Source organism: Bacillus cereus (genome assembly GCF_002567495.1).
Classification (GTDB): Bacteria; Bacillota; Bacilli; order Bacillales; family Bacillaceae_G; genus Bacillus_A; species Bacillus_A cereus_AQ.
The window spans coordinates 16,924-42,125 of record NZ_NVAP01000074.1; the positions used below are offsets into that span (position 1 = coordinate 16,924).

The window sequence follows — 25,202 nt, forward strand, 5'->3', positions numbered from 1 at the left end:
TGTTATTATAACGTGAATTGTTAACTTTTAAAAGAATCTTCTGAATTTTCAATGTTTGTATTTTAAAAATAAAAAGCCATCAAAAGATGACTTTTTATTTTTATAGTATAGTAATAGCTTGGTTCCCCATTTGCTCCCAAGCTTTCTCAAATTCTGCTCGTGGAACAGCCAACCGCGGATTATTTTTTAGAGGATCATTTACATATACAAAGTTTTGATCATATCCAATTACTACTGCACTATGCTCATAATATGTAATTTTCACTTCGCCCGAACTCGTATTCCATGTTTCAAAACTACTTTCAGCTAGCGGCTTAAACGTCGTATTAATAATGACCCAGACCGGAGAGCCAGAACTAATTACTTTATATATATCTTGCATGTCTCTACCTGTTAAATTAATTACTTTTTCAGGAACATACTTTTCTGCTAAATCAAAAATCGGTTTATTGTATACACCATATCCAGGTTCAGCCTTCGTATAAATATTTCCCACAAATCCCTCGTAAGGATTTCCACGCAAACCATTTTGTTCAAATGGAACACGATGGATTTCGCTAGCAAGTTGCATCTTATCTACTTGTACACCTTTATATTGCAACAACATAGCTAAACTTGTCACTTCACATCCTCGAGGTAACTCTGGTAATTGTTTAATAAACGGAACATCTTCAATCATAGCCGCTTCTTTCATTTCAGATAGAAACTCTAAGCGTAAAACTTGCGCCTTTTGTATAATTTTATCTTTCCCTATAAAAAACGCAGCAGCAAGTATAATCCCAAAAACAAAAAGATACTTTAACTTTTTCATTATAAACAAAACTCCATTAATTATTATTTTACAGACACAACTCTTATCATTGTACCCTTCTTCTTACTAGTTTGCTAGAAAGATTCTGTGAATCATTATTCGCATTTTTATCGTTATAAAATTCTAATTATTTTTAATAAAAAGAAAAAACAATATACTTTTTCGAAACATTTTGCTAAAATCAAAATTATTAACATAGTGAAGATATCACCTTGTTAATGAAAATTCTTAGAGTATTTAGTCATAGTTCGTTTTTTACATACTCCATTCATTTCATAGCAAATAAACTGAGTATGTGTCACATCCCCCACTAATGATTAAAAACTCAGAATAAAACGAAGTTCACACATTCAAGAAAATACGGGGTGAGGGGCAGATGAATCAACAAATTGAACAAACAGATTTAAAACGAACAATGAAAAGTAGACACCTATTCATGATCGCACTCGGTGGTGTTATCGGAACCGGACTATTTATGGGATCTGGTCAAATCGTTCATAACGCTGGACCTGGTGGTGCTATTCTTGCATTTTTAGTCGGTGGATTTGTTATGTATTTAACGATGTTATGTCTCGGTGAATTATCCGTTGCTATGCCAGAAGCAGGTTCATTCCAGAGCTACGCAAGCAAATTTATTTCACCTGGTTTTGGATTTGTTGTCGGTTGGATGTATTGGTTAAATTGGGCTGTTACAGTTGGCGTAGAGTTAACAACTGTAAGTATTTTAATGAAACGTTGGTTTCCAGACGTTTCTTCGTGGATTTGGTGTGTTACATTTGCAGCAGCACTCTTCCTTGTAAACGCTTTATCGGCAAAAGCATATGCAGAAGCAGAGTTTTGGTTCGCAAGTGTAAAAGTCGCGACAATTGTTGTTTTCATCGTACTTGGTGGTGCTGTTATGTTCGGTCTACTAGACTTTAATGGAAAGCCAGCTCCAATGCTTCACAATTTCACTGAAAATGGTGGATTATTTCCAAACGGTGCATTAGCTGTTCTTCTTACGATGATTACAGTAAATTACTCCTTCCAAGGGACAGAATTAATCGGAATTGCTTCAGGAGAAAGTGAAAATCCTGAAAAAACAATTCCAAAAGCAATCAAAAATACAATTTGGCGAACTCTTTTCTTCTTCGTCCTAGCAATATCAGTTGTTGTAGGTTTACTCCCATGGCAAGAGGCTAATCTAGTCGAAAGTCCATTTGTACTTGTATTTGATGTGGCTGGTGTTCCATACGCAGCAGACATAATGAACTTTGTTATTATTACAGCTGTATTATCCGTAGCTAACTCTGGTCTATACGCAAATTCTCGTATGCTTTGGGCAATGGCAAAACAAGGAATGGCAAGTCCATCTTTTACAAAGTTAACTAAAAAAGGTGTACCGCTAAATGCATTAATTTTCAGTCTGATTTTTGCAAGTCTTTCCTTATTAACAAGTGTATTTGCGGCAGATACTGTCTTTCTAGTTTTAACATCTATTGCAGCAATGGCTGCCGTTGTCGTTTGGATGTCAATCGCCGCTTCACAGTTTTTCTTCCGTAGAAATTTCGTGAAAAATGGTGGCAACATCAATGATTTAAAATATCGTACACCACTTTATCCATTAGTGCCAATCGTAGCATTCTCACTCAATTTTATTACATTTGTTAGTTTGGCTTTCATTCCAGATCAAAGAATTGCCCTTTATTGCGGCATTCCATTTATGATTATTTGTTACATTTTATACCAAGTTAAATACAAAAAAGTTGTCACATTTGAACAGCAACGAACTATCACACGAGAAATAAACTAAATTTACAAAATATTCAGCTATCTTTCTTATGATAAGATAGCTTTTTTCTATTTCTTGGATATCCTGGTATAACTTTATTTATCTTAAAATTTTCACAATCACGTTTTTCTCTGGAAAATAGTTTACAATGTAATCAAGTTACAAATGATATTCACCGTAAAAAGTGTGCATTTGTGTCTATTTTTTAACAATATATCAAAAACTATTGCCTTCTATAAATTAATAGGTTTATATTGTTTTATTGGCATAGTTTCAATCCAAGGAGAAAGGAGATTTTCAATCGTGCAACTAAAGAAAGCGTTTTGGAAGTTGGCTTCGCTTCTTCCGTTATCATTACTTCTGTTCCTCGGTGGCTGTGATAAAAAACTCGCAGTATTAAATCCGCAAGGACCTGTTGCAAAAGCACAGTATGATTTAATTGTTTGGTCATTCTTGCTTATGTCATTAATTATCGCAATTGTATTCATCCTGTTTACAGTCATCTTGATTCGTTATCGTGAAAAACCAGAGAATATGGACTATGAGCCACCTGAACAACACGGTAACACATTATTAGAAATTATTTGGACGCTTGTTCCTGTTATTATCGTTATCGCATTATCGATTCCAACGGTAAAAGCAACTTATGCTTCGGAAGAGGTTCCGAAAGAGTCCAAACATATTAAACCAGTTGAAATTTATGTTACATCTGCAAACTGGAAATGGTTATTCAGTTACCCAGAGGAAAAAATTGAAACCGTTAACTATTTAAACATCCCCGCTGGTGTACCAATTCAATTCAAACTGACTTCTGTCGGCCCAATGAATGCTTTCTGGGTACCAGAACTTGGTGGTATGAAGTACACAATGGATGGCATGATTATGGATCTTTATTTACAAGCTGATAAGCCAGGTTCTTACCTAGGTCGTAGTGCGAACTTCTCTGGTGAAGGATTCACTCACATGGAGTTCGAAGTTGAAGCGAAAACTAAAGAGAAATATGACAAGTGGGTTAAAGAAGTACAACAAACTGCTGATAAGTTAACAGAACAGAAATACAACGAAATTATTAAACCTGGTGTAGTTGGACGCATGACGTTCTCTAGTCACCACTTAAGTTATGTAGATCCAAAATCACTTGAATATTGTGATTACAACTACTACAAAAACAAAAAATAATAGCTATTATTCCAACAGATTGGAGTGAACACAGTGAAGCTTGATGAATTCTTTGTCACAGGTGACCCGATTATTTACGGTGCAGACGCTTCTATCGTTCTTGTGACATTAGCAATCATTTTCGTACTAACAAAGTATAAAAAATGGAAATGGCTTTGGGACGAATGGTTGACAACTGTTGACCATAAAAAAATCGGAGCCATGTATATTATTTCTGCGGTTATCATGTTATTCCGTGGTGGTATGGATGGTTTAATGATCCGTGCACAGTTAACATTCCCAGAAACAACTTATTTAAACGCTGAACACTATAACGGAATCTTTACAACGCATGGTACAGTAATGATTCTTTTCATGGCAATGCCATTCGTTATGGGATTAATGAACCTTGTAGTACCATTACAAATTGGTGCTCGTGACGTTGCATATCCGTTCTTAAATGCTTTAAGTTTCTGGTTATTCTTTGTCGGAGCAATGTTATTCAACATCGCTTTCGTAATCGGTGGTTCTCCAGACGCTGGGTGGACTTCTTACTTCCCAATGGCAGGTACAGAGTTTACTTCAGGCGTAGGAAATAACTACTACGCAATTGCATTACAGATTTCAGGTCTCGGTACGCTAATGACCGGTATTAACTTCCTTGTTACTATCTTAAAAATGCGTACACCTGGTATGACTTTAATGAGAATGCCAATGTTTACTTGGTCAATCTTAATTACAACAATTATCATTATTTTCGCTTTCCCAGTATTAACAGTTGCTCTTGCATTAATGACATTTGACCGTCTATTCGATGCTCACTTCTTTACGATGGCGAGCGGCGGTATGCCGATGTTATGGGCCAACCTGTTCTGGGTATGGGGTCACCCTGAAGTATATATCGTTATTTTACCGGCATTCGGTATTTTCTCTGAAATCATTAGTACATTCTCACGTAAACGTCTATTCGGTTACAGTGCGATGGTATACTCAATGGTTGCAATTTCTTTACTAAGTTTCGTCGTATGGCTTCACCACTTCTTCACGATGGGTGCAGGTCCAGCGGTTAACTCATTCTTCTCGATTTCGACAATGGCGATTTCGATTCCAACCGGTGTTAAGATCTTTAACTGGTTGTTTACACTGTATAAAGGACGTATCCGTTTTACAGTTCCAATGCTTTGGTCATTGGCATTTATTCCAAACTTCGTAGTCGGTGGGGTTACAGGGGTTATGCTTGGAATGGCAGCAGCTGATTATCAATACCATAACAGCTACTTCCTAATCGCTCACTTCCACTACGTATTAATCGCAGGTACAGTATTCGCTATGCTTGCTGGATTCACATTCTGGTATCCAAAAATGACTGGTCATATGTTAAATGAACGCCTAGGTAAATGGACATTCTGGATCTTTATGAGCGGATTCAACATCTGTTTCTTCCCAATGTACTTCTTAGGTTTAGACGGTATGACTCGTCGTATGTACACTTACTCTGAAAGTCTTGGATGGGGATGGCTAAACCAAATCGCATCAGTTGGTGCGGTAATGATGGGTATCGGCTTCCTACTTCTTTGCTACAACGTAATTTGGAGTGCACGTCACGGTGAACGTGACACAACTGGAGATCCATGGGATGGCCGTACACTTGAATGGGCAACTCAATCTCCTGTACAACATTACAACTTCGCGAAACTTCCTGAAATCAAAGAAGCTGATGCTTTCTGGTACATGAAAAAACGCGGAGAAACAGTTACACCAGCTGCAGAAGATATCAAACCAATTCACATGCCAAGTAACTCTGGTGTGCCTATTATTGCGTCTGGATTCTTCGGTCTTGCAGGTTTCGCATTAGTATTTAGCTGGTTCTGGCTTGCAGCAATCGGTGGTATTGGTATTTTAGCTTGCTTAATCTATCGTTCATTCGATTATGACGATGGTTACTACGTAAGTGTTGATGAAATTAAAGAAACAGAACATATAGCATGAGAGGTGAAATGACATGGCGGCTTTAGATAAAAGCTTACCTTTGGAATATCAATCCGAACAAAGCAGATTGAATATCCTAGGATTCTGGATTTTTCTTGGGGCTGAAATTATGCTGTTCGCAACACTTTTCGCCTCTTATCTAGTCCTTGCTGGTCGTACGGCAGATGGCCCAACTCCAGCGCAACTATTTGAACTTAAAACGCTTTTAATTCAAACATTACTACTTTTAACAAGTAGTTTCACATGTGGTATCGTAATTCACGAAATGCGTAAGCACAACCAAAAAGCAATGCTTGGATGGTTCATCCTTACATTACTTTTAGGTGCAGGTTTCCTATTCTTTGAAATCGAAGAGTTCATTATGTACATCGGTGAAGGCGCAACAATTCAAACAAGTGCTTTCCTATCTGCATTCTTCGTTCTTCTTGGAACGCACGGAGCCCACGTAACAGGCGGTATCATTTGGGCAACTTGTGTTATTATCCAAATTTTAAAACGAGGTTTAACACCAGTTACAGCTCGTAAAGTATTCATTATCAGCTTATACTGGCATTTCCTTGATCTAGTTTGGGTCTTTATTTACACACTAGTTTACTTGAACGGGATGGTGGCGTAAATGGGTCAAAATAATAACCAAGCAAACGGGCATGCGCATAGCGGATTCCCTTGGTCACACGTTTTCGGATTTATTTTATCGCTTGCACTAACATTCCTAGCGCTATACGTGGCACTTTACACAACATTGCCACTTTCAACAGTCTTAACAACTATTATCATAATGGCTGTTGCGCAAGCTTTGTTACAATTAATTATGTTCATGCATTTAAAAGAAGGAGAAGGAAGAGTTCAAATTCTTACAATGATATACAGTTTCTTCGTTGCAACTGCAACAGTTGGTTTAACTGTATGGATCTTCTTCTCAATGTAATGTACATGAAAAAGACTGCTGAGGAATCTCAGCAGTCTTTTTTTATTCTCCTCCCCTATTACATCCACATTACGGAATTAACAACAGAATCATGAAAAATATACTTATTATGACAAATCTTAAGAAAAGTCTTTCTTTATGAAATCGAATCCATATGCGTTGCTTTTCTACCTATTATATGGCTAAATAGGTACTATATTTATTTGAAGGGAGAGAACGCAATGGAACATCATACTTCTGTTCTATCACTTATGGTTGTCGTTGCAATCGCGTTTTTCGTTCCCCTTTTGTTACAACGCTTTAAATTAAAAGCACTTCCTGTTGTCGTTGCAGAAATTATCGCAGGAATCTTTGTAGGTAAAAGTGGGTTTAATATTATTGAGCCAGATATGTGGCTTCAAGTCTTATCAACACTAGGATTTATATTCCTCATGTTCTTAAGCGGTTTAGAAATTGATTTTTCTATCTTTAAACAAAAAGGGAAAAAAAATACGACAAACGAACCAAATACATTCCAAGCAGCAAGCATTATCTTCTTATTTATTTTCATCTTATCTTATGCCCTATCATTACTATTCGTATGGCTAGGATTTGTAGATAATGCAATGTTCATGACTTTAATTATTTCAACTATTTCTTTAGGTGTTGTTGTACCAACATTAAAAGAAAACAACCTAGGAAAAACTGCAATCGGACAAATCATTTTATTAGTTGCTGTTATTGCAGACTTAGTTACAATGATTTTACTCGCTGTTTTCGTCGGATTAAATTCCGAAAGCGGCCAAAGTATGTGGCTCCTACTTCTTCTATTCGGTGCTGGTATTGTCATTTACTTTGTTGCAAAACGCTTTAAAAACATTCCATACTTAGATAGTTTAAAGGCTGGTAGTGTACAAATTGATACACGAGCTGTTTTTGCACTCATTTTAATCTTAGTTGGGTTATCTGAATCTGTTGGAGCAGAAAATATTTTAGGTGCCTTCTTAGCAGGTGTACTTGTATCATTATTATCACCAAATGAAGATATGGTTGAAAAGCTTGATTCTATCGGCTATGGTTTCTTCATCCCTATTTTCTTCGTAATGGTTGGTGTAAATCTAGAGGTTTGGTCTATTTTCAAAGAACCTTCTAGTATGTTAATGATCCCAATCTTAATTGTAGGACTCTTTATTTCAAAACTTTTACCATCACTTGTCTTACGAAAATGGTATCCACGCAATATCGTACTAGGAAGTGCCATCTTATTAACATCAACACTTTCTTTAGTTATTGCAGCTGCACAAATCGGTGAAAAACTAGGAATCATCAGTCCAAGTTTATCTGCTTCCCTTATTTTAAGCGCAGTTATTACTTGTATTTTTGCACCGATATTGTTTAAAAAAATGTTCCCAAAAGTAGAAACGCCAAAACCAAAAGTAGCTATTATTGGCGCGAGCAGAATTACCCTTCCGTTATCACTAGATTTAAAACGAGAAGATTATGACGTAACGCTATATATGATGCGTCAAAACAAAATAAATGATGAGGAAGCGACATCGCATGACTTCCCTATCGTGAAATTAGATGATATCACAATCGCATCATTAACTGAACAAACAGCATTTGATGCAGATCGCGTCGTTGTTGCAACAAGTGACGATGAACAAAACTTATTATTAGCAGAACATGCAAAAGAATTAGGTGTTGAACATGTTATTGCAAGTGTAGAAGATCCACTTCTACAAGAAAAAGCAACGCAAGAACATATCGCTGTATTCTCGACAATTAATTCTACACGTATTTTATTACGTGCACTTATTGATAAGCCTAGTCTCGTTCGTTTAATCACAACAGCAAACGAAACAGTACGCGAAGTTGAACTGTGCAGCAATAAATATAACGGCGTTGCACTTCGCCGCCTTCCGTTTTTAGGCGATGTACTAGTCATTCAAATCTACCGTGGTAATAAAGCTTTAATACCACATGGTGATACAAGACTACAACACGGTGATACATTACTTGTAACAGGTTCAAAAGAGCATATCGATACACTAAAAAACATATTAGAGTAAAAAAACGCCCCTCACATAATTGAGGGGCATTTTTTAAATTTCATATGGTAAAATGTTACTATCACATATTATGAGGATGGATTACATTATGTCTATTGTAACTTTAGCTCTCTTATTATTAGCGGAAGTACTCGTCGCCATTATTCTCATCGGTGTTAGTATTGAAATTTGCAGCTATGGTTGGAAAAAATCAAATGGAGTTAAATACTCGTGCCTTTTACTTTCACTCCTTCTCGGAACCGCTAGCATACTCGGTCTTCTCGCTGCACCTGCATACTTCTTTATACAACTTATAGAAAAAGGGTTATAAGAAAGGATGTTAATATGATTACCGTGAAAAATATTGATGGATCTGAAACTTACGTATTACGTCAGAAAATTTTGCGCCCTAATCAGCTATTAGCAGATTGTAAATATCCTTCCGATTACGAAGTAGATACCTTCCACTTAGGCGCCTTTATAAACGATGAGTTGATTAGCATCGCTTCCTTCTCAAAAGAAATATATCCTGATTTACAAAATGGTATCCATTATAGACTACGAGGAATGGCAACATTACCTAGCTTTCGAAACAAAAGAGCTGGAAGCTCCTTAATTCAGAAGGCAGAACGAATTTTAAAAGAACGGAAGGCAAACATCCTATGGTGTAATGGCCGAATTACTGTAGCTGACTATTACAAAAGATTAGGCTTTCGCGAACATGGTGAAATCTTTGAAATTGAACCAATTGGCCTTCATAAAGTACTGTATAAAAAGATATAAGAAAGGCTTTCCTCAATACGGGAAAGCTTTTCTTATATTTCAATCTTCACTTTTTATCTTTTTCATATATATGTAGATAAATAAACTAGGAACTAAAAAACAAGCAAACATAATAAGTGCTGTTATACTGATTTCTTTTATCGAAATATCCGGTGTTACAATAATACAAATAGCTAACAGTCCAATAACAATACCTACCGGAATGAATAATAATTTCATGAAATAGCTACGTGATACCCCACCTGTATGCTCATATGCCTCTACAGAATGTTTTAAATTTAAGAAGTTAATGGCTATGATTCCGCCCATAAATACCATTAATAGATCCGAAACACTTTCATATCCTGCTCCTTGCAAAACATAACGGTAAAAAACAATACCTAGTATGATGATATTTTGTAAGATGAAAACTAACCTAATGTGTTTTAACCCCTCAATCATTAAACGTTCATCTTTCACGATTTTCACCCTATCACTCCTTTTCCTCCCAAAACAAATCATTCAATGTTTTATCTACCGCATAACAAATTTTCAAACATAAATCTAAAGATGGGTTGTATTTCCCCTTCTCAATTAAACTAATCGTTTGCCTTGTAACGCCTACTTTTTCTGCTAATTGTTGCTGTGTTAAATCTAACTGAACACGCGCGACTTTTATTTTACTTACAGCCATTCATGTTCCTCCTCTACCTTTATTGTAACATATATATTGCATTAGGTAATTTATATTTTACGAATTCAATTTAATTTCCACATTATCCCGATTGATGCGGGCTAATGCACAGTGGGGATAAATCTCCACTACTGCCTATAGTTTCACTTTATTATACACAAAAAAGGAGCCTCTCATAAGAAGCTCACTTTCCTATATCTATATTATAAGAATAAATGACATCCAAATAAAATTGTAAATAAGTATAGTAATGGATGTACTTCCTTTACCCTTCACAATTTTCAAAACTGGATATACTAAAAATCCAATTGCAATTCCATTTGCAATACTAGATGTTAACGGAATACCTATAAAAATCAAAAATGCTGGTAACGCATCTTCAAATTCATTCCAATTAATATCTCGAATGCTTTGTGCCATTAAACTACCTACTATAATTAATGAAGGAGCTGTAATAGCGGCTACACTTGATAAAGAAGCAATAACAGGACTGAAAAATGCCGTTATAATTGTTAGACCAACAACTACAATCCCTGTTAATCCAGTTTTACCACCTGCAGCGATACCAGCTGATGATTCAATCGTCGCTGCTGTTGGGCTTGTTCCAAAGATAGAACCCGTAGTCCCGCCAATTGCATCTGCAATAAACGCTTTACCAAAACGTTTCTCTGTATTGTCTGTAATTAAACCTGCTTGTTTAATTAAACCGAGTAATGCACCTGTTGTATCGAATAAAAGTACAAGTAAAAATGAAAATACAACACCATATAATCCGTATTCAATTACATCTGAAAATGCATTGATTGGGTTTGAAACGATACTCCCCTCTGGCAAATGAGGCATCGCCACAATTTTATCAGCAAATTTCAGTTGCCCAGTAAAGAAGGCGATAACTCCTGTCACAATCATACTAATAAATAACGCACCACTCACACGTAATGCCATTAATACCGCCGCTAATATTAAACCAATTAAAGTTAAAATAACGGCTGGAGAATGAAAATCACCAATCGTAACTAAATTAGACGGATGATCCACGATAATTCCAGAAAGGCGCAATCCAATAAAAGCAATAAATAGTCCAATTCCACCTGCAATTGCATGCTTTAAACTATCAGGGATTGCTAAAATTAACTTTTGCCTAAACGAAGTAAAAGATAATAAAAGAAAAATAATCCCTGTTACAAATACAGCTGAAAAGGCAACTACATATGTAATTCCTTCTGCTTTCTGTACAACAGAATAAGCAAAATATGCATTCATCCCCATAGCTGGAGCAATAACAATCGGGTAATTCGCGAAAATCGCCATACCTACTGTTCCAACAACGGTTGCAATAATTGTTGCTGTAAACGCTTGGTCAAATGGTACACCTGCATCAGATAATATTTTTGGATTGATGACAAGAATATACGCAAATGTAAAAAAAGTTGTGATGCCAGCTAAAAACTCTTGCTTCACAGAAGTGTTATATTTTTGTAATTGAAACATGCTTATGTACCCTTCCTACACCTGAATTATTATCACACATTCTTTTCTTACTAGTATGTGAGAAAATATAATACTTAATCTTAACAATCAATAAAAAGAAGAGTCAATATATTCTCTAATAGTTCGAATTTTAAGTTTAAGTTTAAGTCTGACAAGTACAGATGTAGTACAGTTCATTATGATTATTTTTGTAGCATAACAGATAGAAATGTTTTATAATTTGAAATAGTTAAATATTTAGTAAACGCATTCAAATATCGTTCACTCTACAAGGGGGATTCTTCTTATGCAGCACACAAACAAATCCGGAACTTTAAATCGTGGTTTAAAAGAACGACATATTACTTTAATGTCACTTGGCTCAGCTATTGGCGTTGGACTATTTCTAGGATCCGCTTCCGCTATCAAACTAGCTGGTCCTTCTATTTTACTAGGCTATATGATTGCCGGACTCGTTATTTTTTTCATTATGCGAGCGCTTGGCGAAATGGCAATTGAACAACCTGTTGCCGGCTCTTTTAGTAAATATGCATATGATTATATCGGCCCACTAGCTGGTTATATTACTGGTTGGAACTACTGGTTCTTATGGGTTGTTACTTGTATGGCTGAAATTACAGCAGCTGGTATTTACATGCAGTACTGGTTCCCAGATATCCCGCGCTGGACTTGGGCGTTACTCGCTCTATTATTAATGAGTGCATTCAACTTCTTATCGGTAAAAGTATTTGGAGAACTTGAATTTTGGTTTGCTCTCATTAAAATTGTCACAATTATCTGTATGATAGTGGTCGGAGCTGGTATTATTTTATTCGGATTCGGAAACGGTGGTATCGCCACTGGTATTTCAAACCTTTGGTCACATGGTGGCTGGTTCCCAAATGGATTTTCTGGATTACTACTCTCTTTACAGATGGTATTATTCGCTTACCTTGGAGTAGAACTTATCGGGGTTACAGCTGGTGAAGCTCAAAATCCAAAGAAAACACTCGCAAAAGCAATTGATAACGTGTTTTGGAGAATATTACTGTTCTACGTTGGAGCTCTATTCGTTATGATGGCAATTTATCCATGGAACGAACTTGGGGAGAAAGGAAGCCCATTCGTATTAACATTCCAGCAAATCGGTATCGCAAAAGCAGCAGGTATTATTAACTTTGTCGTATTAACAGCAGCTCTTTCTTCTTGTAATGGTGGTTTATTTAGTACAGGCCGTATGCTATTTACATTAGCTCAGCAAAAGAAAGCTCCTGAAAGATTTGGTCGTTTAAATAAAAATGGCATTCCAAGTCAAGGAATTGTAGCAACTGCTATCGTTTTACTCATTGGCGTTATATTAAACTATTTCGTACCTGCGAAGGTATTTACATGGCTCACTAGCATTTCAACCTTCGGTGCAATTTGGACTTGGGGAATTATATTAGTCGCTCAAATTAAATTCCGTAAAAGTTTACCTACTCAAAACAAACAAAAGTTATCGTATAAAATGCCTTTATACCCATTAAGCTCATATTTCTCACTCGCTTTCCTTGTATTAGTATTAGGTATAATGGCCTATTCAGAAGATACACGAATTGCATTGATTGTCGGCCCAATTTGGCTTATCGGCTTAGCTATCGTGTATTACATGAAAGGGTTTCATAGGATTGATGAAACACCTAATTCAAAAATTAGTTAAGCACAAAATCCCTTCCTATTTGCTAGGAAGGGATTTTTTCATTATTCACATAAATATTTCTCAATTAAATTAACGTTATCTTTACACTATTTAATATTTTCTATCTTTCTTTCACACAAAAAATAGATTACATTATTAAAGCACATATATTTATTATTAGGGGGATTCTTCTATGAAGAATAAAAAATGGATTACATTTTCTTTAGCAACAGCAATCACACTTAGTCTAGGGAGTGCTTATATTCCGTCTACTTATGCCGAAAGCTCTGTAGACCCGGCTCCTGAAATTGCTGCAAAAGTTGTAAATCAAAACAATGGGAAGAAAGTATTATTCGATAATACACACGGTCAAACTGCTGGGACAGCTGACTGGGTTATTGACGGCGGCTTTTCTGACTTCGGAAACGGCATTGCCCAAAACGGATATCATGTAAAAGAACTTCGTAAATCAACACCTATTACATACGAAGATTTAAAAAACTACAATGTATTTATCGTTCCAGAAGCTAATATTCCTTACAAAAAATCTGAACAAGATGCTATGTTACAATATGTGAAAAATGGCGGTAGTATCTTCTTCATTGCCGATCATTATAATGCAGATCGTAATAAAAATCGTTGGGATTCTTCTGAAGTATTTAATGGATATAGACGCGGTGCTTGGGATAATCCAGCAAAAGGAATGTCTAACGAAGAAGCAAATTCACAAGCTATGCAAGGCGTAGAAAGCTCTGATTGGCTATCTGACAACTTCGGTATTCGCTTCCGCTACAATGCAATTGGTGATGTTTCAGCGAAAACAATTGTATCACCTGAACAATCTTTCGGAATTACAAAAGGTGTTTCGTCTGTAGCAATGCATGCTGGTTCTACTCTAGCAATTACAGACCCAAAACTAGCAAAAGGACTTGTTTATCTTCCAGAAAATCCATCCAAATGGAATAACGCTGTTGATAGTGGCGTTTATAATGGCGGTGGTATTGCAGAAGGCCCATATGCTGCAATTGCAAAAGTAGGACTTGGAAAAGCTGCCTTTATTGGTGATTCTTCTCCTGTTGAAGATGCTACGCCAAAGTACGTTCGTGAAGATTCTGGTCAAACAAAGAAAACTTACGATGGTTATAAAGAAGAAAACGATGCAATTTTATTAGAAAATATCGTAAATTGGTTATCGAATAAAGAGACATTTACAAGTTTAGATCAAGTAAATGGTTTACAACTTGATTCACCTACAGCTCTACAAACATTTGAACAGCCAAACTTATCAACAGAACCACAACCTGAACCTTGGAGTGCACCAAATGCAGGTTATCAATGGTTTAATACAAATACTTTCAAACCAGGTTCATACGGTTATAACGGTGCGATAACAACAAGTGACTACGTCGTTACACGCCCTAGCATTCTACCAAACAATGAAATTTTCCAAATGAAGATTCAAATAAACAACTTACTACCTAATACAACTTATAACAACTATTCTTTAGGTATCTTCACTTCTGGAGGAACACAAGTGGCTAAAGTCCAAAATACAAACGGCACTTGGCCATCTGCTTTTGGATATAGTAGTGCCTTCTCTTTCACAACAAACAGCTTAGGCTCTGCTGAAAAAGTTGTAAATGTACAGATTGATTCAAATACAACTGGACAAGCAACGCTTCGTCTACGTCAAAATACAACAGCGAAATATAATGAAACTGTAACGATTAATAAAAAATAATGAAAAAGGCAATCCATACATGGATTGCCCTCTTTTCACTTCTCTTCTTTTGAGAAAAACATTCTTGAAATAACGATACCTATACTACCGACGATTAGGAATAACACTGCCCTAATCATCATCGAAACCTCTGGTAAGTCAAGTAGGAATAACTTCCCTACCGTTACTACTAATACGATTAATCCAGCGTATAATATTTCATTCATCTGTCTATAACGGCCAAACCAAACTGCAAATAACGCATATATCATCCATAATAACGATACAGATACGCTAATTATACTTCCATCTGTAGAAAGAACTTCACCAATTCTAGTGATTGTAATAAATACAATGACCATTAACCAGTAGAGCGCTATAGAGTACACATACTTACCAAAACTCGCTAACACTTCTTTCGCTTGTCTCATGCAATAATAGAATGTTCCTATTAAAATAATATGAGCAACAAAGCCTGCCGAAATAAATTGATCAAACGGACTAAAAATCGTCTGTATCATTCCAATCGCGTAAATCGTTGCACTAACATACAATTTTATCTGTTGTTTTCCTTTAATAGAAGTAACCATTCCAAGGAAACCTTGTAATAATAGTGCGATCGCTGCATTCACTAAACTATACTCGTATAAAATCGCTAAACTAAATGCTCCCATCGCGAAACCAAATAAGAGATTTGTAAATGTAGAATGTCTATTCTTTCTATACTCAAGCACAAACATAGCAACGTGCACAATTGCACTAATAATCAATCCCCATGTTGTAAAATCAGGTATTTTGGCAATAGCTAGTATAAAGAAAACTGCATTCGCACTAAATATCGACAAACGTGGTTCTGGTATAAAACTTCTCTCCGTAAACATATGCCAAAATAATAGTAAATGAATCAAACCATATACAATCGTTAACTGTATTTGCAAGTTCTCTACTAACATTGACATAACAGCAAAGAAGACAAAAAGAACAATGGCCGCAACAGCGTAAGAAATCATATATAAGTATTTATAACGATTTTTCAATCCATACCATAATAAACTAAGTGTTAATATCGTCTCGTATCCAAAGAAAATATAAGGATTAGGAGTCGTACTATTTAACAAGAATGGCACGAAGAACGCTCCTACCGCTACGAAGATAGTAAGGTATTCCGAGTTATATCTTTTCGCTAAATAAATCCCTAAAATAACCGATGCAATATTAAAGAGAAACGCGATACTTGCCGGAATAAATGCATACAAATAATGTGCCGCAAACGTCGTTAAAACAATCCCCGAAATACTTCCTCCAACCAATACTAATCCTAACGCCTGCCGCTCTCTTTTAATTTGAATATCTCCTATATAATACAAACCGATAGATAATGCGATACCAAACACAATTCGTATTGCTGGTGTTAATAAACCAGCATCTACCCCTGCTTTAAATAACCAGATCACTCCAAGCAACATAATACCGACAAATACACGCGGTAACCACGTCTGACAAAACTTAATAATATTAAATGGCTCTGGTTTAAAAGCTGATATATCTACTTGTTTTACCTCATGTTCTTGCACAGGCTCTTTCATCGTAACTATTTCTTCTTTTGGCTTTTCCTCCATTACCGTTTCAATACATTCTTTCTTTTCCTTACTAACATGTTGCTGAGCGTTCTCTACTTCTATTTCCCTTTGCTTCACTTTTAATTCAGCAAGTGCTTCTTGAATCGTTTCAATTGCCGTTTCGAGTGCTTCTATTTTCTTATCCAAATCCTTCTTCATACGCTCCCCCTCATTCGTAACTTCTCATTGAACCTATATATTACCAATTATCTTTATCATACTCTTAGTCTATTCATTTTCAATAGTATTTTTTCCAAAAAAAGAAAGGTGTCTTCCCAAAATAGGAAAACACCTTTTTACTCATTTATTCTTATTTAGAACAATGCTAACGATGACACCAACACACACGCCTATAATAGCTGGAACTATCCACCCAACACCTTCTGTATAAAACGGAATGCATTTTAATACTGACGTCCACTGATTCATCATTACATTTTTATTTAAAATATCAATTGCACTAAATATCGCTACAACCCCAACGGTTACTGCATACACGTATGCATACTTTCCCATATACTTATGGAATAACCCTAGAATAATAAGCGTTAATGCAATTGGATAAATAAATCCAAGAATTGGTACTGATACTTTTAAAATTTGCGTTAATCCTAAATTAGCTAAAATCATACTAACAACGCTTACTATAAATGCCCAAACTTTATAAGATACTTTCGGAAATGCACTTGCAAAAAATTGACTACAAGACGTAACAAGTCCAATTGAAACACATAAACACGCGATAGTAAAAATAAGACCTAATAAAACGACTCCGCCCTGTCCAAATAATGTGGTCATCACTTGTGCTAACACTTTCGCACCGTTATCAAATGTTCCTAATGAGCCACTAATTGACCCCACATATCCAAGGATGACATAAATAATCGATAATAATAGTCCTGCCCCGATTCCAGCAATACTCATATATTTTGCTAAACCTTTATCATCTTCAATACCTTTTGCACGTAAAGCATTTGCAATAACAATCCCAAAGATTAAAGCAGCTAACGCATCCATTGTTAAATATCCATCTAAAAATCCTTGAAACATAGGAGCTTGTCCATAATTCCCGGCAGCCTCTTTCACGCCACCTACTGATGTAAACATACTTTTTATAAAAATAATGGCAATCATACATAATAATAATGGTGTTAAAACTTTCCCAAACAAACCCATTAACTTAGATGGTGATAAACTTAACCAGTAAACAATACTAAAGAAAATAACTGTGTAAAACAATAATACTCCGCTTCCTGCTTCAGGGAGTAACTGACCTGGCCCCATCTCAAAAGCTAAACTTCCCGCACGCGGTATACCAAGCCCAGGTCCAATAAATACATACACGATACATGGAAAAATAATTGCAAATGAAGAATGAACTCTACCCGCTAACGTTTGAAAACTTCCTGCTTTTGCAATAGAGATAACACCTAATATAGGAAGACCTGTTGCTGATATAATAAATCCTACTAATGAAATCCACACATGTTCTCCTGCTTCATATCCAAGAAAAGGTGGGAATATAAGATTCCCTGCTCCAAAGAACATCGAAAATAACATAAGACTAATAAGTAAAATTTCTTTTTTCTGTAACAATTTCATTTCTTTCTCCTTCTTTAATTTCATCTCTTATGAAATCAATTCCACATATAAAAAAGTACAATAACCTGCTTCCTTACAAAGAAAACATAGTCCATAGTCTATCACAAAAGAAACACCCCTTCTATAGCTATCCCCCTTTTCCAATTTCTTCTGAAAAATCAACCTTTATTGACTTATAATAGTTAATAAGGTAAAATATTAAATGTACAAAATTATTAACTTTGTTTTTGTTTGTGTCAGGAGGAAAATAACATGGAATCAGCGATACAACTAGAAAAAGAACAACAAAGAAAAAAGAAACATCCTCCAGGTTTATACTTACTCTTCTTTACAGAAATGTGGGAAAGATTTAGTTACTATGGATTACGAGGATTATTAACATTATATTTAACGACAGCTTTAGTAAGCGGTGGTCTTGGGTTTAGTCCCGCATGGGCACTCTCTATTTACGGATTTTACACTGGAGCCTGTTATTTCACACCAATGATTGGTGGATACTTAACAGACCGTTTCCTAGGTAGACGAAAAGCGATCACAATTGGTGGTATAACAATGGCAATCGGTAACCTTACGCTATTTGCCTTGCAAAACCAATTAGGCCTATACCTCGGATTAGCGCTTATTATTATCGGTAACGGATTCTTCAAACCGAACATCTCTACACTGGTTGGAGAATTATACGAAGAGAACGATCCAAAACGTGATAGTGCATTTACCATTTTCTATATGGGTATTAACGTCGGGTCATTTTTAGCTCCACTCGTTTGCGGATTTTTATCAGAAAATTTATTCAAAACAACAGTTGATGGCGTTGTACATTACGGATTCCGTTACGGTTTCTTAGCCGCTTCAATCGGAATGATCATTGGACAAATTTTATTTACAACACTCTCAAATCGCTTCCTTGGTAATATCGGTAAAAAACCAACTCGCGATTTACAAACAGCTGCTGGACAACCATCAGTAGGAGATACACCGTTAACAAAAAAAGAAAAACAACGTACCGCAGTTATCGTCATTTTAACATGCTTCGTTGTCTTCTTCTGGGCTGGCTTTGAACAAGCTGGTAGCTCATTAACATTATATACAAACAAATTTGTAGACCGCTCTGTGTTCGGATGGGAAGTTCCAACATCTTGGTTCCAATCGGTCAATCCATTATTTATTATTTTACTTGCTCCAGTCATTTCTGCATTATGGGCAAAACTTGCAACTCGCAAGCAGGGTGATTTAAAAATCCCAACTAAAATGGGACTTGGGATGATCTTGCTCGGTATCGGTTATATCATTCTCGTTATCGCTACATTAAAAACAGGTAGTGATGAACATAACATTACAGAAAAAGCAAACTTACTATTTATCGTCTTTACGTATCTTTTCCATACGTTAGGTGAGCTATTCTTATCACCTGTCGGACTATCAATGGTTAGTGCGCTTGCTCCGGTAAAATTAGCATCTTTACTAATGGGTGTATGGCTAGCAAGTTCAGGTATCGCCAACATTTTAGGCGGACAACTTGCAAGCTTCACAACTTCACTTGGATACGCTGAAGTATTCACAGTTATTGGCGCTGTGGCAATTGTATTAGGTTGTGTTTTATTATTAATTTCTAAGAAATTAGTGAAATGGATGGATTAAAAAAGATGAGGAATTTCTCCTCATCTTTTTTTATGCCGTTTTACCTTTTTCTATTGCTTGTTCGTACAGCTCTTTATGTTCTTTATATTCACTTGGTACGAAACTCTTATAGAAAAATGAGAACCAGCTGTCTCCCTTTTTATACCCTTCTTCTCGAATTTCCGCTGCTTTTTTATTCGATTTAAATCCTTCAGTAAACCATTTCTTTAATAATTCATTTCTTTCATACTTAGCAGGAATTTTTAAATCATAGTTTTCAAATGCATACTTATAGCCAGCCTTTTCTACTGCCTTTTTTGTAGACTTATAGCCTTTTTCATACGCTGTTTCATATGCCTTCACGTATACTTCTTTCTCTCTATTTCCAGGATTCTTTTCAGCTAGTTCTTTCCCTGTCTTTTCCCCTAATTCAGCTTGCTCTTTTTCAATTTTTTCTACTCTTTCTTTATTCCCTACTTTGAACCCGTCTGCAAAGTTTACCTTAAACTCTGGAGCAACTTGACTATCGTCCATCGTCTCTTGCGCTAAACCTTGTTCTTTTCCTTTTTCAAAATGCGTTTTCTTCTGCTCTTCTAAAGACCATGCGGCTGCATAAGTCGCTTTAAACGCTTGTTTATATGCATCAGATTTTCCAGCTACATGCACTTCTGCATCATTTTTTCCTGCTTTAAAATCAGTTTCTCCATTCTTTTGACCTTCAAGTTGACCTTTTTCCATATCAGCTTGGCGCTGCGCTTCCTCTTGTTTACGTGCCTCTTCAGCTTTTCTTTGTTCCTCGGCTACACGTTGTCTCTCTTCTTCAGCTTTACGCTGTGCTTCTGCAGTACGTTGTTTTTCAGCCTCAGCATTGCGCTGTGCTTCTGCAGCACGTTGTTTTTCAACCTCAGCGTTGCGCTGTGCTTCTGCTTGTCTTTCAGCTTCTATAGCACTACTATTATTTTGGCTAGGAGCTGGACTCGTTGCACCACTACTAGAAGCTGGTTTATTGTGATAATGATATTCTCCGTACTGTAATCCCCATTTCTCACAATTTGTATGACACGTATGTCCACCATTGGCATCTGTACGCCCTGGATGTGCATAAGCTGAAATTGGAGCTACCAATAACGCTATACTCGTTGTTAAAAGAAGTTTCTTCACCTGTTGTCTCACTCTTGTTCCTCCCAAAATATAAAATTCTAACTTTATTATACATAAATAGAAGAATACTTAAATACCAACCAAAATATTCTATTATTTCTCAACATTAGTAAAAAAGAAGGTGAACTCTTTAAAGAGTTCACCTTCTTTTTTTACTTCTTCGCCTTCGTTCCTACTAAATCACCAGCAACAACATAACGCTTAGAATTATCCTTTACAGATACACATGTAATAAGCGTTATCTCATCTTTCCCATGATCCTCCACAACTTCCCACTTATCAGGAGTTACTTCAGATACACCAGTAACCGCATACTCATATTCATTTTCATTGTCATACAAATAAATTTTATCGCCTTTTTTCAAAGAAGCTATATCACTAAATAAAACACCTTTTTTAGACATGTTATGTCCTGCTAGTGCGTAATTTCCTTTTCCCATAACTTGATTCTCTTTTACTGTCGCTGCACCTGATAATAAGTTTTTTTCAGTAGAAGCTTTCAAAACAGGCAGTTCTACTGAAACACTTGGAATCGAAATACGACCAATTACTTGTTTCTTATCTAATGATGCATTCGCTACTTCCGCCAAGTCTGGTTGATTAATTTTGGAAGCATCTACAAATTCCGTCTCATGCTTTTCATAATCCATCTTTTGAACAGCCTGCACATTTTCAGTCTGTTTCTTTTCAGCCTGATATCCATCATAAAATGGCTTTCCAATTAACACGCCACCTACAACAAATAGAAGGATTGCTACTATACTATAAATTCTTTGCTTATTCATATACAATTCCTTTCCCTTACAAAATCTTACTCTATATAAAATGATAAAATAATATCGCCATATGTACAAGTATTAGCTGAAAAGAAACCTTCTTGCCGGTGCAAGAAGGTTTCTTTTTAAGCTAATTTATTTCTGTATAGTGATACGTGAAATACTGTCATTTGAATAAAGAAAATCGAAAATAGAATATATAATGGGTATCCAGGAAGATATTCATTAATAATAGGCGAAAAAGTTAAAAATCCAACTGCACAAGGTAACACAAACCATAACGATACAAATGTTGTTCGACAAGCTTTATCCGTAATCGCTTTTTCACGTTCATCTTCTAGTGGAAATAATAATGGATACATCCAAAAAGATAAATTCTTATATTTTTTCTCTTGAATTCTATAAAAAATTGTAACTATAATAGCCCCAATAAATAATAAAATAAATGGTACTCCATTAACCGCTACTTCAAACGGGAATTTCTCGTTTTTAAATATATCTGCTAACTCTGTAATAACACTATAAAATTCAACAAATGTCCAGCATGCTAGTGCAGTATAGAGTACATTTATAATATAAGAAAAACCAATTCTATTCATCCTCTTCCCCCTCCTTATTTAAAACAAACACGTCTTCCATCTTTAACTGGAATACATCACAAATCGTCAATGCTAGTAACAATGAAGGAACGTAATCCCTTTTTTCAATTGCTGCAATTGTTTGTCTCGTTACTCCAACCTTTTCTGCTAATACGCTTTGTGTAAAGTTAAAACGAGCTCTTAATTCTTTTACTCTGTTTAAAATGGTCAAATTTACCACCTCTCACCATCATTGTATGCTATCCTTAACAAAATGTAAACTCAACTTAACATTACTACTATAAAAAAATCCAACTTTACGTATTGTAAAGTTGGATTACGTGTTAGTTTAAAATTGTAACTTTAACTGTTTTTCTGCCCCAGCTACTTGATGAACCTTTATCCGGCATTAAAACATCAATTCTATGCCCCTTAATAGCTCCACCAGTATCGGCTGCAATTGCTACTCCATAACCTTCAACATTTACAGTCTTACCTAATGGAATAACATTTGGATCTACAGCAATTAATTTCATTCCTGGGTTTGCAGTTAGATTATAACCTTTACCACCTGGTCCCCATGCAGAAAATACTTGTTGACCTGGCGCATAACCATTTTCCCCTGGATCAGCTGTATAAGCTGTTGCTTCTACATAAATTTCTTTCCCACCAGCAGTTGGCTTAGAAGGTGGTTCAGGTTGTGCAGGTTCTACCTTCGAATTATTATTAGCAACTGGTTCAGCTGGTTTATTAACTTTTTCTTGCTTTTGCTTTTCAGCAATTTCCGCTTGTGCTTTCGCTAAAGCTTCTTGCTCTGCTTTTGCAGCCGCTTCTGCTTTTGCACGCTCTTCCGCTGCGATTCTTGCTGCTTCTTGCTCACGAGCAATCGTTTCTTGTACTGTCTTCATATTTGACTCAATTTTAGCTTTCTCTTCCGCTGCTAAATTAAGTTGACTTGCAACCTGATTATATTTAGCTTGAACTGCTTGTAAGTTATCTTGACGTTTTTTCAAGTTATCTTGCAGTTCAGCTTGTGCTTTCGCTAATTTTTGTTTGTCTACTACTAAAGATGCTTCTTTTTCGTCAATTGTTTTCTTATCTTCTTCAATTTGACGAAGATCTTGTTCTTGTAGACGTAAAATTTCTTTATCAGCTTCTAGAATAGTAGAAACTGCGTTCATACGTTGTAAGAAGTCTGCAAAGTTTTTTGACTCTACTACAACTTCTACTACTAAACTTGTATTTGAACTGTTTTGAACAGAAACCATACGTTTTCTCATAATATCTTTACGAGCAAGGACTTTATCCTCCAAAACGATAATTTCTTCCTTTTTTTGTTCAATCTGCTTATGTGTTTCATCAATTTTACGTTGAATAGCAGCTTGATCCTCTTTATTTTTTGCAATTGTATTATTTAAATTATGTAGTTCGTTTTCGATACCTTTAATTTCTTTACTAACAGCTTGCTTCTCTTGCTCTTTCTTTTGCATTTCTGCATCGTTTTGTTGCAATTGCTGTTGCATGTTGTTAAGTTTCTCGTCGTTTGACTCTGCTTTTACAGCGACTGTACTAGAAAGACCGATAATTCCTGCTAATACTAGACTACTGATTCGCTTAAAATAGTTCATAATCCGACTCCCTTCTTATACAGTTATACATGATTTATTTTACAGTTTGTTTACAAAACGATTAAATACAGTTTATTTTTCGTGACAAAAAATAGGGAATTATGAATAAAATGTAATAGATTCTTAAATATTTAACAATTCCTATATTTAAAAATTACAAAAGATGCTAAAATCCAAATATAGAGAAAATATAACTTCCAAAGGCGGTTGAAATAAATATATGTTTACTCAAAAGAAATCACTCCAACATACAATTACTCAATTAGAAGAGCGTATACAAGAATTAGAAGCAGAATTAAAACAAAAAGATATTGAAAAACAAGAGACTATTTCTACTATCCACGATCGTGTACAAAGCGTTGTCCAAGAGCATAAACTTGTAAATAACCAACACAGTACACTCCAAAATTTAGTTCAACAGTTAAGTTCATGTTTTGAGAATGTTTCAGCACGTACGACACATTCCAACGAATTAAATAATGAAATGTTACAAAAGGAGCAAAGTTTAATTCAGTCTATCGCAGAAATTATTGACTGTTCTAATGAAGGAAAAGAATCCGTTCACCGCTTGCTTATTGTAATTAACAAATTAGGTGAACAATCTCAGCGCACGTCTAATAGTATGAATCATCTAAGCGAACGCTCAAAAGAAATCGAGCAAATTGTAGAGGTAATTCAAAACATTGCAGCACAAACAAATTTACTTGCTTTAAATGCGAGTATTGAAGCAGCACGTGCCGGAGAGCACGGTAAGGGGTTCGCTGTCGTTGCCAATGAAGTAAGAAAACTAGCGGAAAGTACAGCAGAAAGCACAAAAAATATCGGCAATTTAACGAAAAAAATTCAAGAAGAAATTGAAAAAGCATACGATAACACAAAAGATAATTTACACTTAGTCGATGAAGGTGTAGAAATGAGCGCCGATACAAACGCTAGAATTGAAAATATTTTAATTATGATTCAAACGTTACAAAACGGTGCGACAAATGTTATTAAGGCTATTGAAAACCAAAAGTCTTGTAATGATGATATATTACGAGAATTCGCTAACACACAACAAATGTTCCAAAAATTAAATACTACTATTATGAATCATATTCATGATGCTGAAAAAGTCGATGTTCAATTGTCTCAAAGTCTTCAAGGAACAGTAACTTCTTAATTAAAAATAAAAACCCCTTATACTGAAGTTGAAGTGAACCCCGAAAAC

21 protein-coding genes and 2 pseudogenes are annotated in these 25,202 nt (G+C 35.6%); 12 read left to right on the forward strand and 11 right to left on the reverse strand.

Going from position 1 to position 25,202, the window contains the following annotated elements; genetic code table 11:
• Window positions 1–100 precede the first annotated feature (100 nt).
• On the reverse strand, window positions 101–811 hold the full coding sequence (locus tag COK05_RS28580) for a C39 family peptidase (protein ID WP_098615218.1): 711 nt from the start codon (window positions 809–811) through the stop codon (window positions 101–103).
• Window positions 812–1,187: 376 nt separating this feature from the next.
• On the opposite strand from COK05_RS28580, the gene COK05_RS28585 reads away from it, so the two are divergent.
• From COK05_RS28585 to COK05_RS28620, 8 genes are all read left to right on the forward strand, one after another.
• On the forward strand, window positions 1,188–2,603 hold the full coding sequence (locus tag COK05_RS28585; protein WP_098615219.1) for an amino acid permease: 1,416 nt from the start codon (window positions 1,188–1,190) through the stop codon (window positions 2,601–2,603).
• 282 nt (window positions 2,604–2,885) lie between these two features.
• Complete coding sequence (locus COK05_RS28590) at window positions 2,886–3,761, forward strand: cytochrome aa3 quinol oxidase subunit II (protein WP_001176166.1); 876 nt, start codon at window positions 2,886–2,888, stop codon at window positions 3,759–3,761.
• Between the two features lie 33 nt (window positions 3,762–3,794).
• Complete coding sequence (gene qoxB, locus COK05_RS28595; protein WP_016083499.1) at window positions 3,795–5,729, forward strand: cytochrome aa3 quinol oxidase subunit I; 1,935 nt, start codon at window positions 3,795–3,797, stop codon at window positions 5,727–5,729.
• Between the two features lie 13 nt (window positions 5,730–5,742).
• Entirely contained in the window at window positions 5,743–6,345 is a 603-nt protein-coding gene (qoxC, locus tag COK05_RS28600) for a cytochrome aa3 quinol oxidase subunit III (protein WP_000729314.1), read from the forward strand.
• On the forward strand, window positions 6,346–6,657 hold the full coding sequence (qoxD, locus tag COK05_RS28605) for a cytochrome aa3 quinol oxidase subunit IV (protein ID WP_000531386.1): 312 nt from the start codon (window positions 6,346–6,348) through the stop codon (window positions 6,655–6,657). It begins immediately after the preceding gene.
• Window positions 6,658–6,878: 221 nt separating this feature from the next.
• Window positions 6,879–8,708, forward strand: a complete 1,830-nt coding sequence (locus COK05_RS28610) for a monovalent cation:proton antiporter family protein (RefSeq protein WP_098615220.1) — start codon at window positions 6,879–6,881, stop codon at window positions 8,706–8,708.
• 52 nt (window positions 8,709–8,760) lie between these two features.
• Window positions 8,761–9,018: a DUF4022 family protein gene (locus COK05_RS28615; protein WP_141539291.1), complete on the forward strand. Its 258-nt coding sequence runs from the start codon at window positions 8,761–8,763 to the stop codon at window positions 9,016–9,018.
• Between the two features lie 14 nt (window positions 9,019–9,032).
• On the forward strand, window positions 9,033–9,470 hold the full coding sequence (locus COK05_RS28620; RefSeq protein WP_098615221.1) for a GNAT family N-acetyltransferase: 438 nt from the start codon (window positions 9,033–9,035) through the stop codon (window positions 9,468–9,470).
• 39 nt (window positions 9,471–9,509) lie between these two features.
• On the opposite strand, the gene COK05_RS28625 is transcribed toward COK05_RS28620, so the two are convergent.
• From COK05_RS28625 to COK05_RS28635, 3 genes and pseudogenes are all read right to left on the reverse strand, one after another.
• Window positions 9,510–9,938: a hypothetical protein gene (locus tag COK05_RS28625; RefSeq protein WP_098615222.1), complete on the reverse strand. Its 429-nt coding sequence runs from the start codon at window positions 9,936–9,938 to the stop codon at window positions 9,510–9,512.
• A 4-nt stretch (window positions 9,939–9,942) separates the two neighbouring features.
• Entirely contained in the window at window positions 9,943–10,143 is a 201-nt protein-coding gene (locus tag COK05_RS28630; protein ID WP_000301182.1) for a helix-turn-helix transcriptional regulator, read from the reverse strand.
• A 203-nt stretch (window positions 10,144–10,346) separates the two neighbouring features.
• Window positions 10,347–11,634: pseudogene (locus COK05_RS28635) on the reverse strand (NCS2 family permease).
• Window positions 11,635–11,920: 286 nt separating this feature from the next.
• On the opposite strand from COK05_RS28635, the gene COK05_RS28640 reads away from it, so the two are divergent.
• A complete protein-coding gene (locus tag COK05_RS28640) occupies window positions 11,921–13,312 on the forward strand; it encodes an amino acid permease (protein ID WP_098615223.1) in 1,392 nt (463 codons plus the stop codon).
• Between the two features lie 172 nt (window positions 13,313–13,484).
• Window positions 13,485–15,032 (forward strand): DNA-binding protein, encoded by a 1,548-nt coding sequence (locus COK05_RS28645; RefSeq protein WP_098615224.1) that lies wholly within the window; start codon window positions 13,485–13,487, stop codon window positions 15,030–15,032.
• A gap of 35 nt (window positions 15,033–15,067) precedes the next feature.
• Here COK05_RS28645 and COK05_RS28650 read toward each other — a convergent pair whose 3' ends face one another.
• Together COK05_RS28650 and brnQ1 are read right to left on the reverse strand one after the other, a co-directional pair.
• A complete protein-coding gene (locus tag COK05_RS28650; protein ID WP_098615225.1) occupies window positions 15,068–16,789 on the reverse strand; it encodes a DUF2339 domain-containing protein in 1,722 nt (573 codons plus the stop codon).
• Window positions 16,790–16,930: 141 nt separating this feature from the next.
• Entirely contained in the window at window positions 16,931–18,232 is a 1,302-nt protein-coding gene (brnQ1, locus tag COK05_RS28655; RefSeq protein WP_098615226.1) for a branched-chain amino acid transport system II carrier protein BrnQ1, read from the reverse strand.
• A 252-nt stretch (window positions 18,233–18,484) separates the two neighbouring features.
• Here brnQ1 and COK05_RS28660 point away from each other — a divergent pair, with 252 nt between their 5' ends.
• Window positions 18,485–19,870, forward strand: coding sequence for a peptide MFS transporter (locus COK05_RS28660; RefSeq protein WP_098615227.1), 1,386 nt, complete (start codon window positions 18,485–18,487; stop codon window positions 19,868–19,870).
• Between the two features lie 30 nt (window positions 19,871–19,900).
• Here the strand turns inward: COK05_RS28660 and COK05_RS28665 are convergent, their stop codons facing one another.
• From COK05_RS28665 to COK05_RS28685, 5 genes are all read right to left on the reverse strand, one after another.
• Complete coding sequence (locus COK05_RS28665; RefSeq protein WP_098615228.1) at window positions 19,901–21,022, reverse strand: YHYH domain-containing protein; 1,122 nt, start codon at window positions 21,020–21,022, stop codon at window positions 19,901–19,903.
• Window positions 21,023–21,162: 140 nt separating this feature from the next.
• Window positions 21,163–21,795 carry a class A sortase gene (locus COK05_RS28670; protein WP_001041724.1) on the reverse strand — a complete coding sequence of 211 codons (633 nt, stop codon included), beginning with the start codon at window positions 21,793–21,795 and terminating at the stop codon, window positions 21,163–21,165.
• Between the two features lie 116 nt (window positions 21,796–21,911).
• Entirely contained in the window at window positions 21,912–22,385 is a 474-nt protein-coding gene (locus COK05_RS28675) for a DUF2178 domain-containing protein (protein ID WP_098615229.1), read from the reverse strand.
• Window positions 22,378–22,596 (reverse strand): helix-turn-helix transcriptional regulator, encoded by a 219-nt coding sequence (locus tag COK05_RS28680; RefSeq protein WP_141539292.1) that lies wholly within the window; start codon window positions 22,594–22,596, stop codon window positions 22,378–22,380. The genes COK05_RS28675 and COK05_RS28680 overlap by 8 nt, the downstream gene beginning before the upstream one ends.
• Window positions 22,597–22,708: 112 nt before the next feature.
• Window positions 22,709–23,992, reverse strand: coding sequence for a 3D domain-containing protein (locus COK05_RS28685; protein WP_098615231.1), 1,284 nt, complete (start codon window positions 23,990–23,992; stop codon window positions 22,709–22,711).
• A 631-nt stretch (window positions 23,993–24,623) separates the two neighbouring features.
• On the opposite strand from COK05_RS28685, the pseudogene COK05_RS32265 reads away from it, so the two are divergent.
• Window positions 24,624–25,154 (forward strand): annotated as a pseudogene (locus COK05_RS32265) (methyl-accepting chemotaxis protein); the annotation flags it as partial.
• Between the last annotated feature and the right edge of the window lie 48 nt (window positions 25,155–25,202).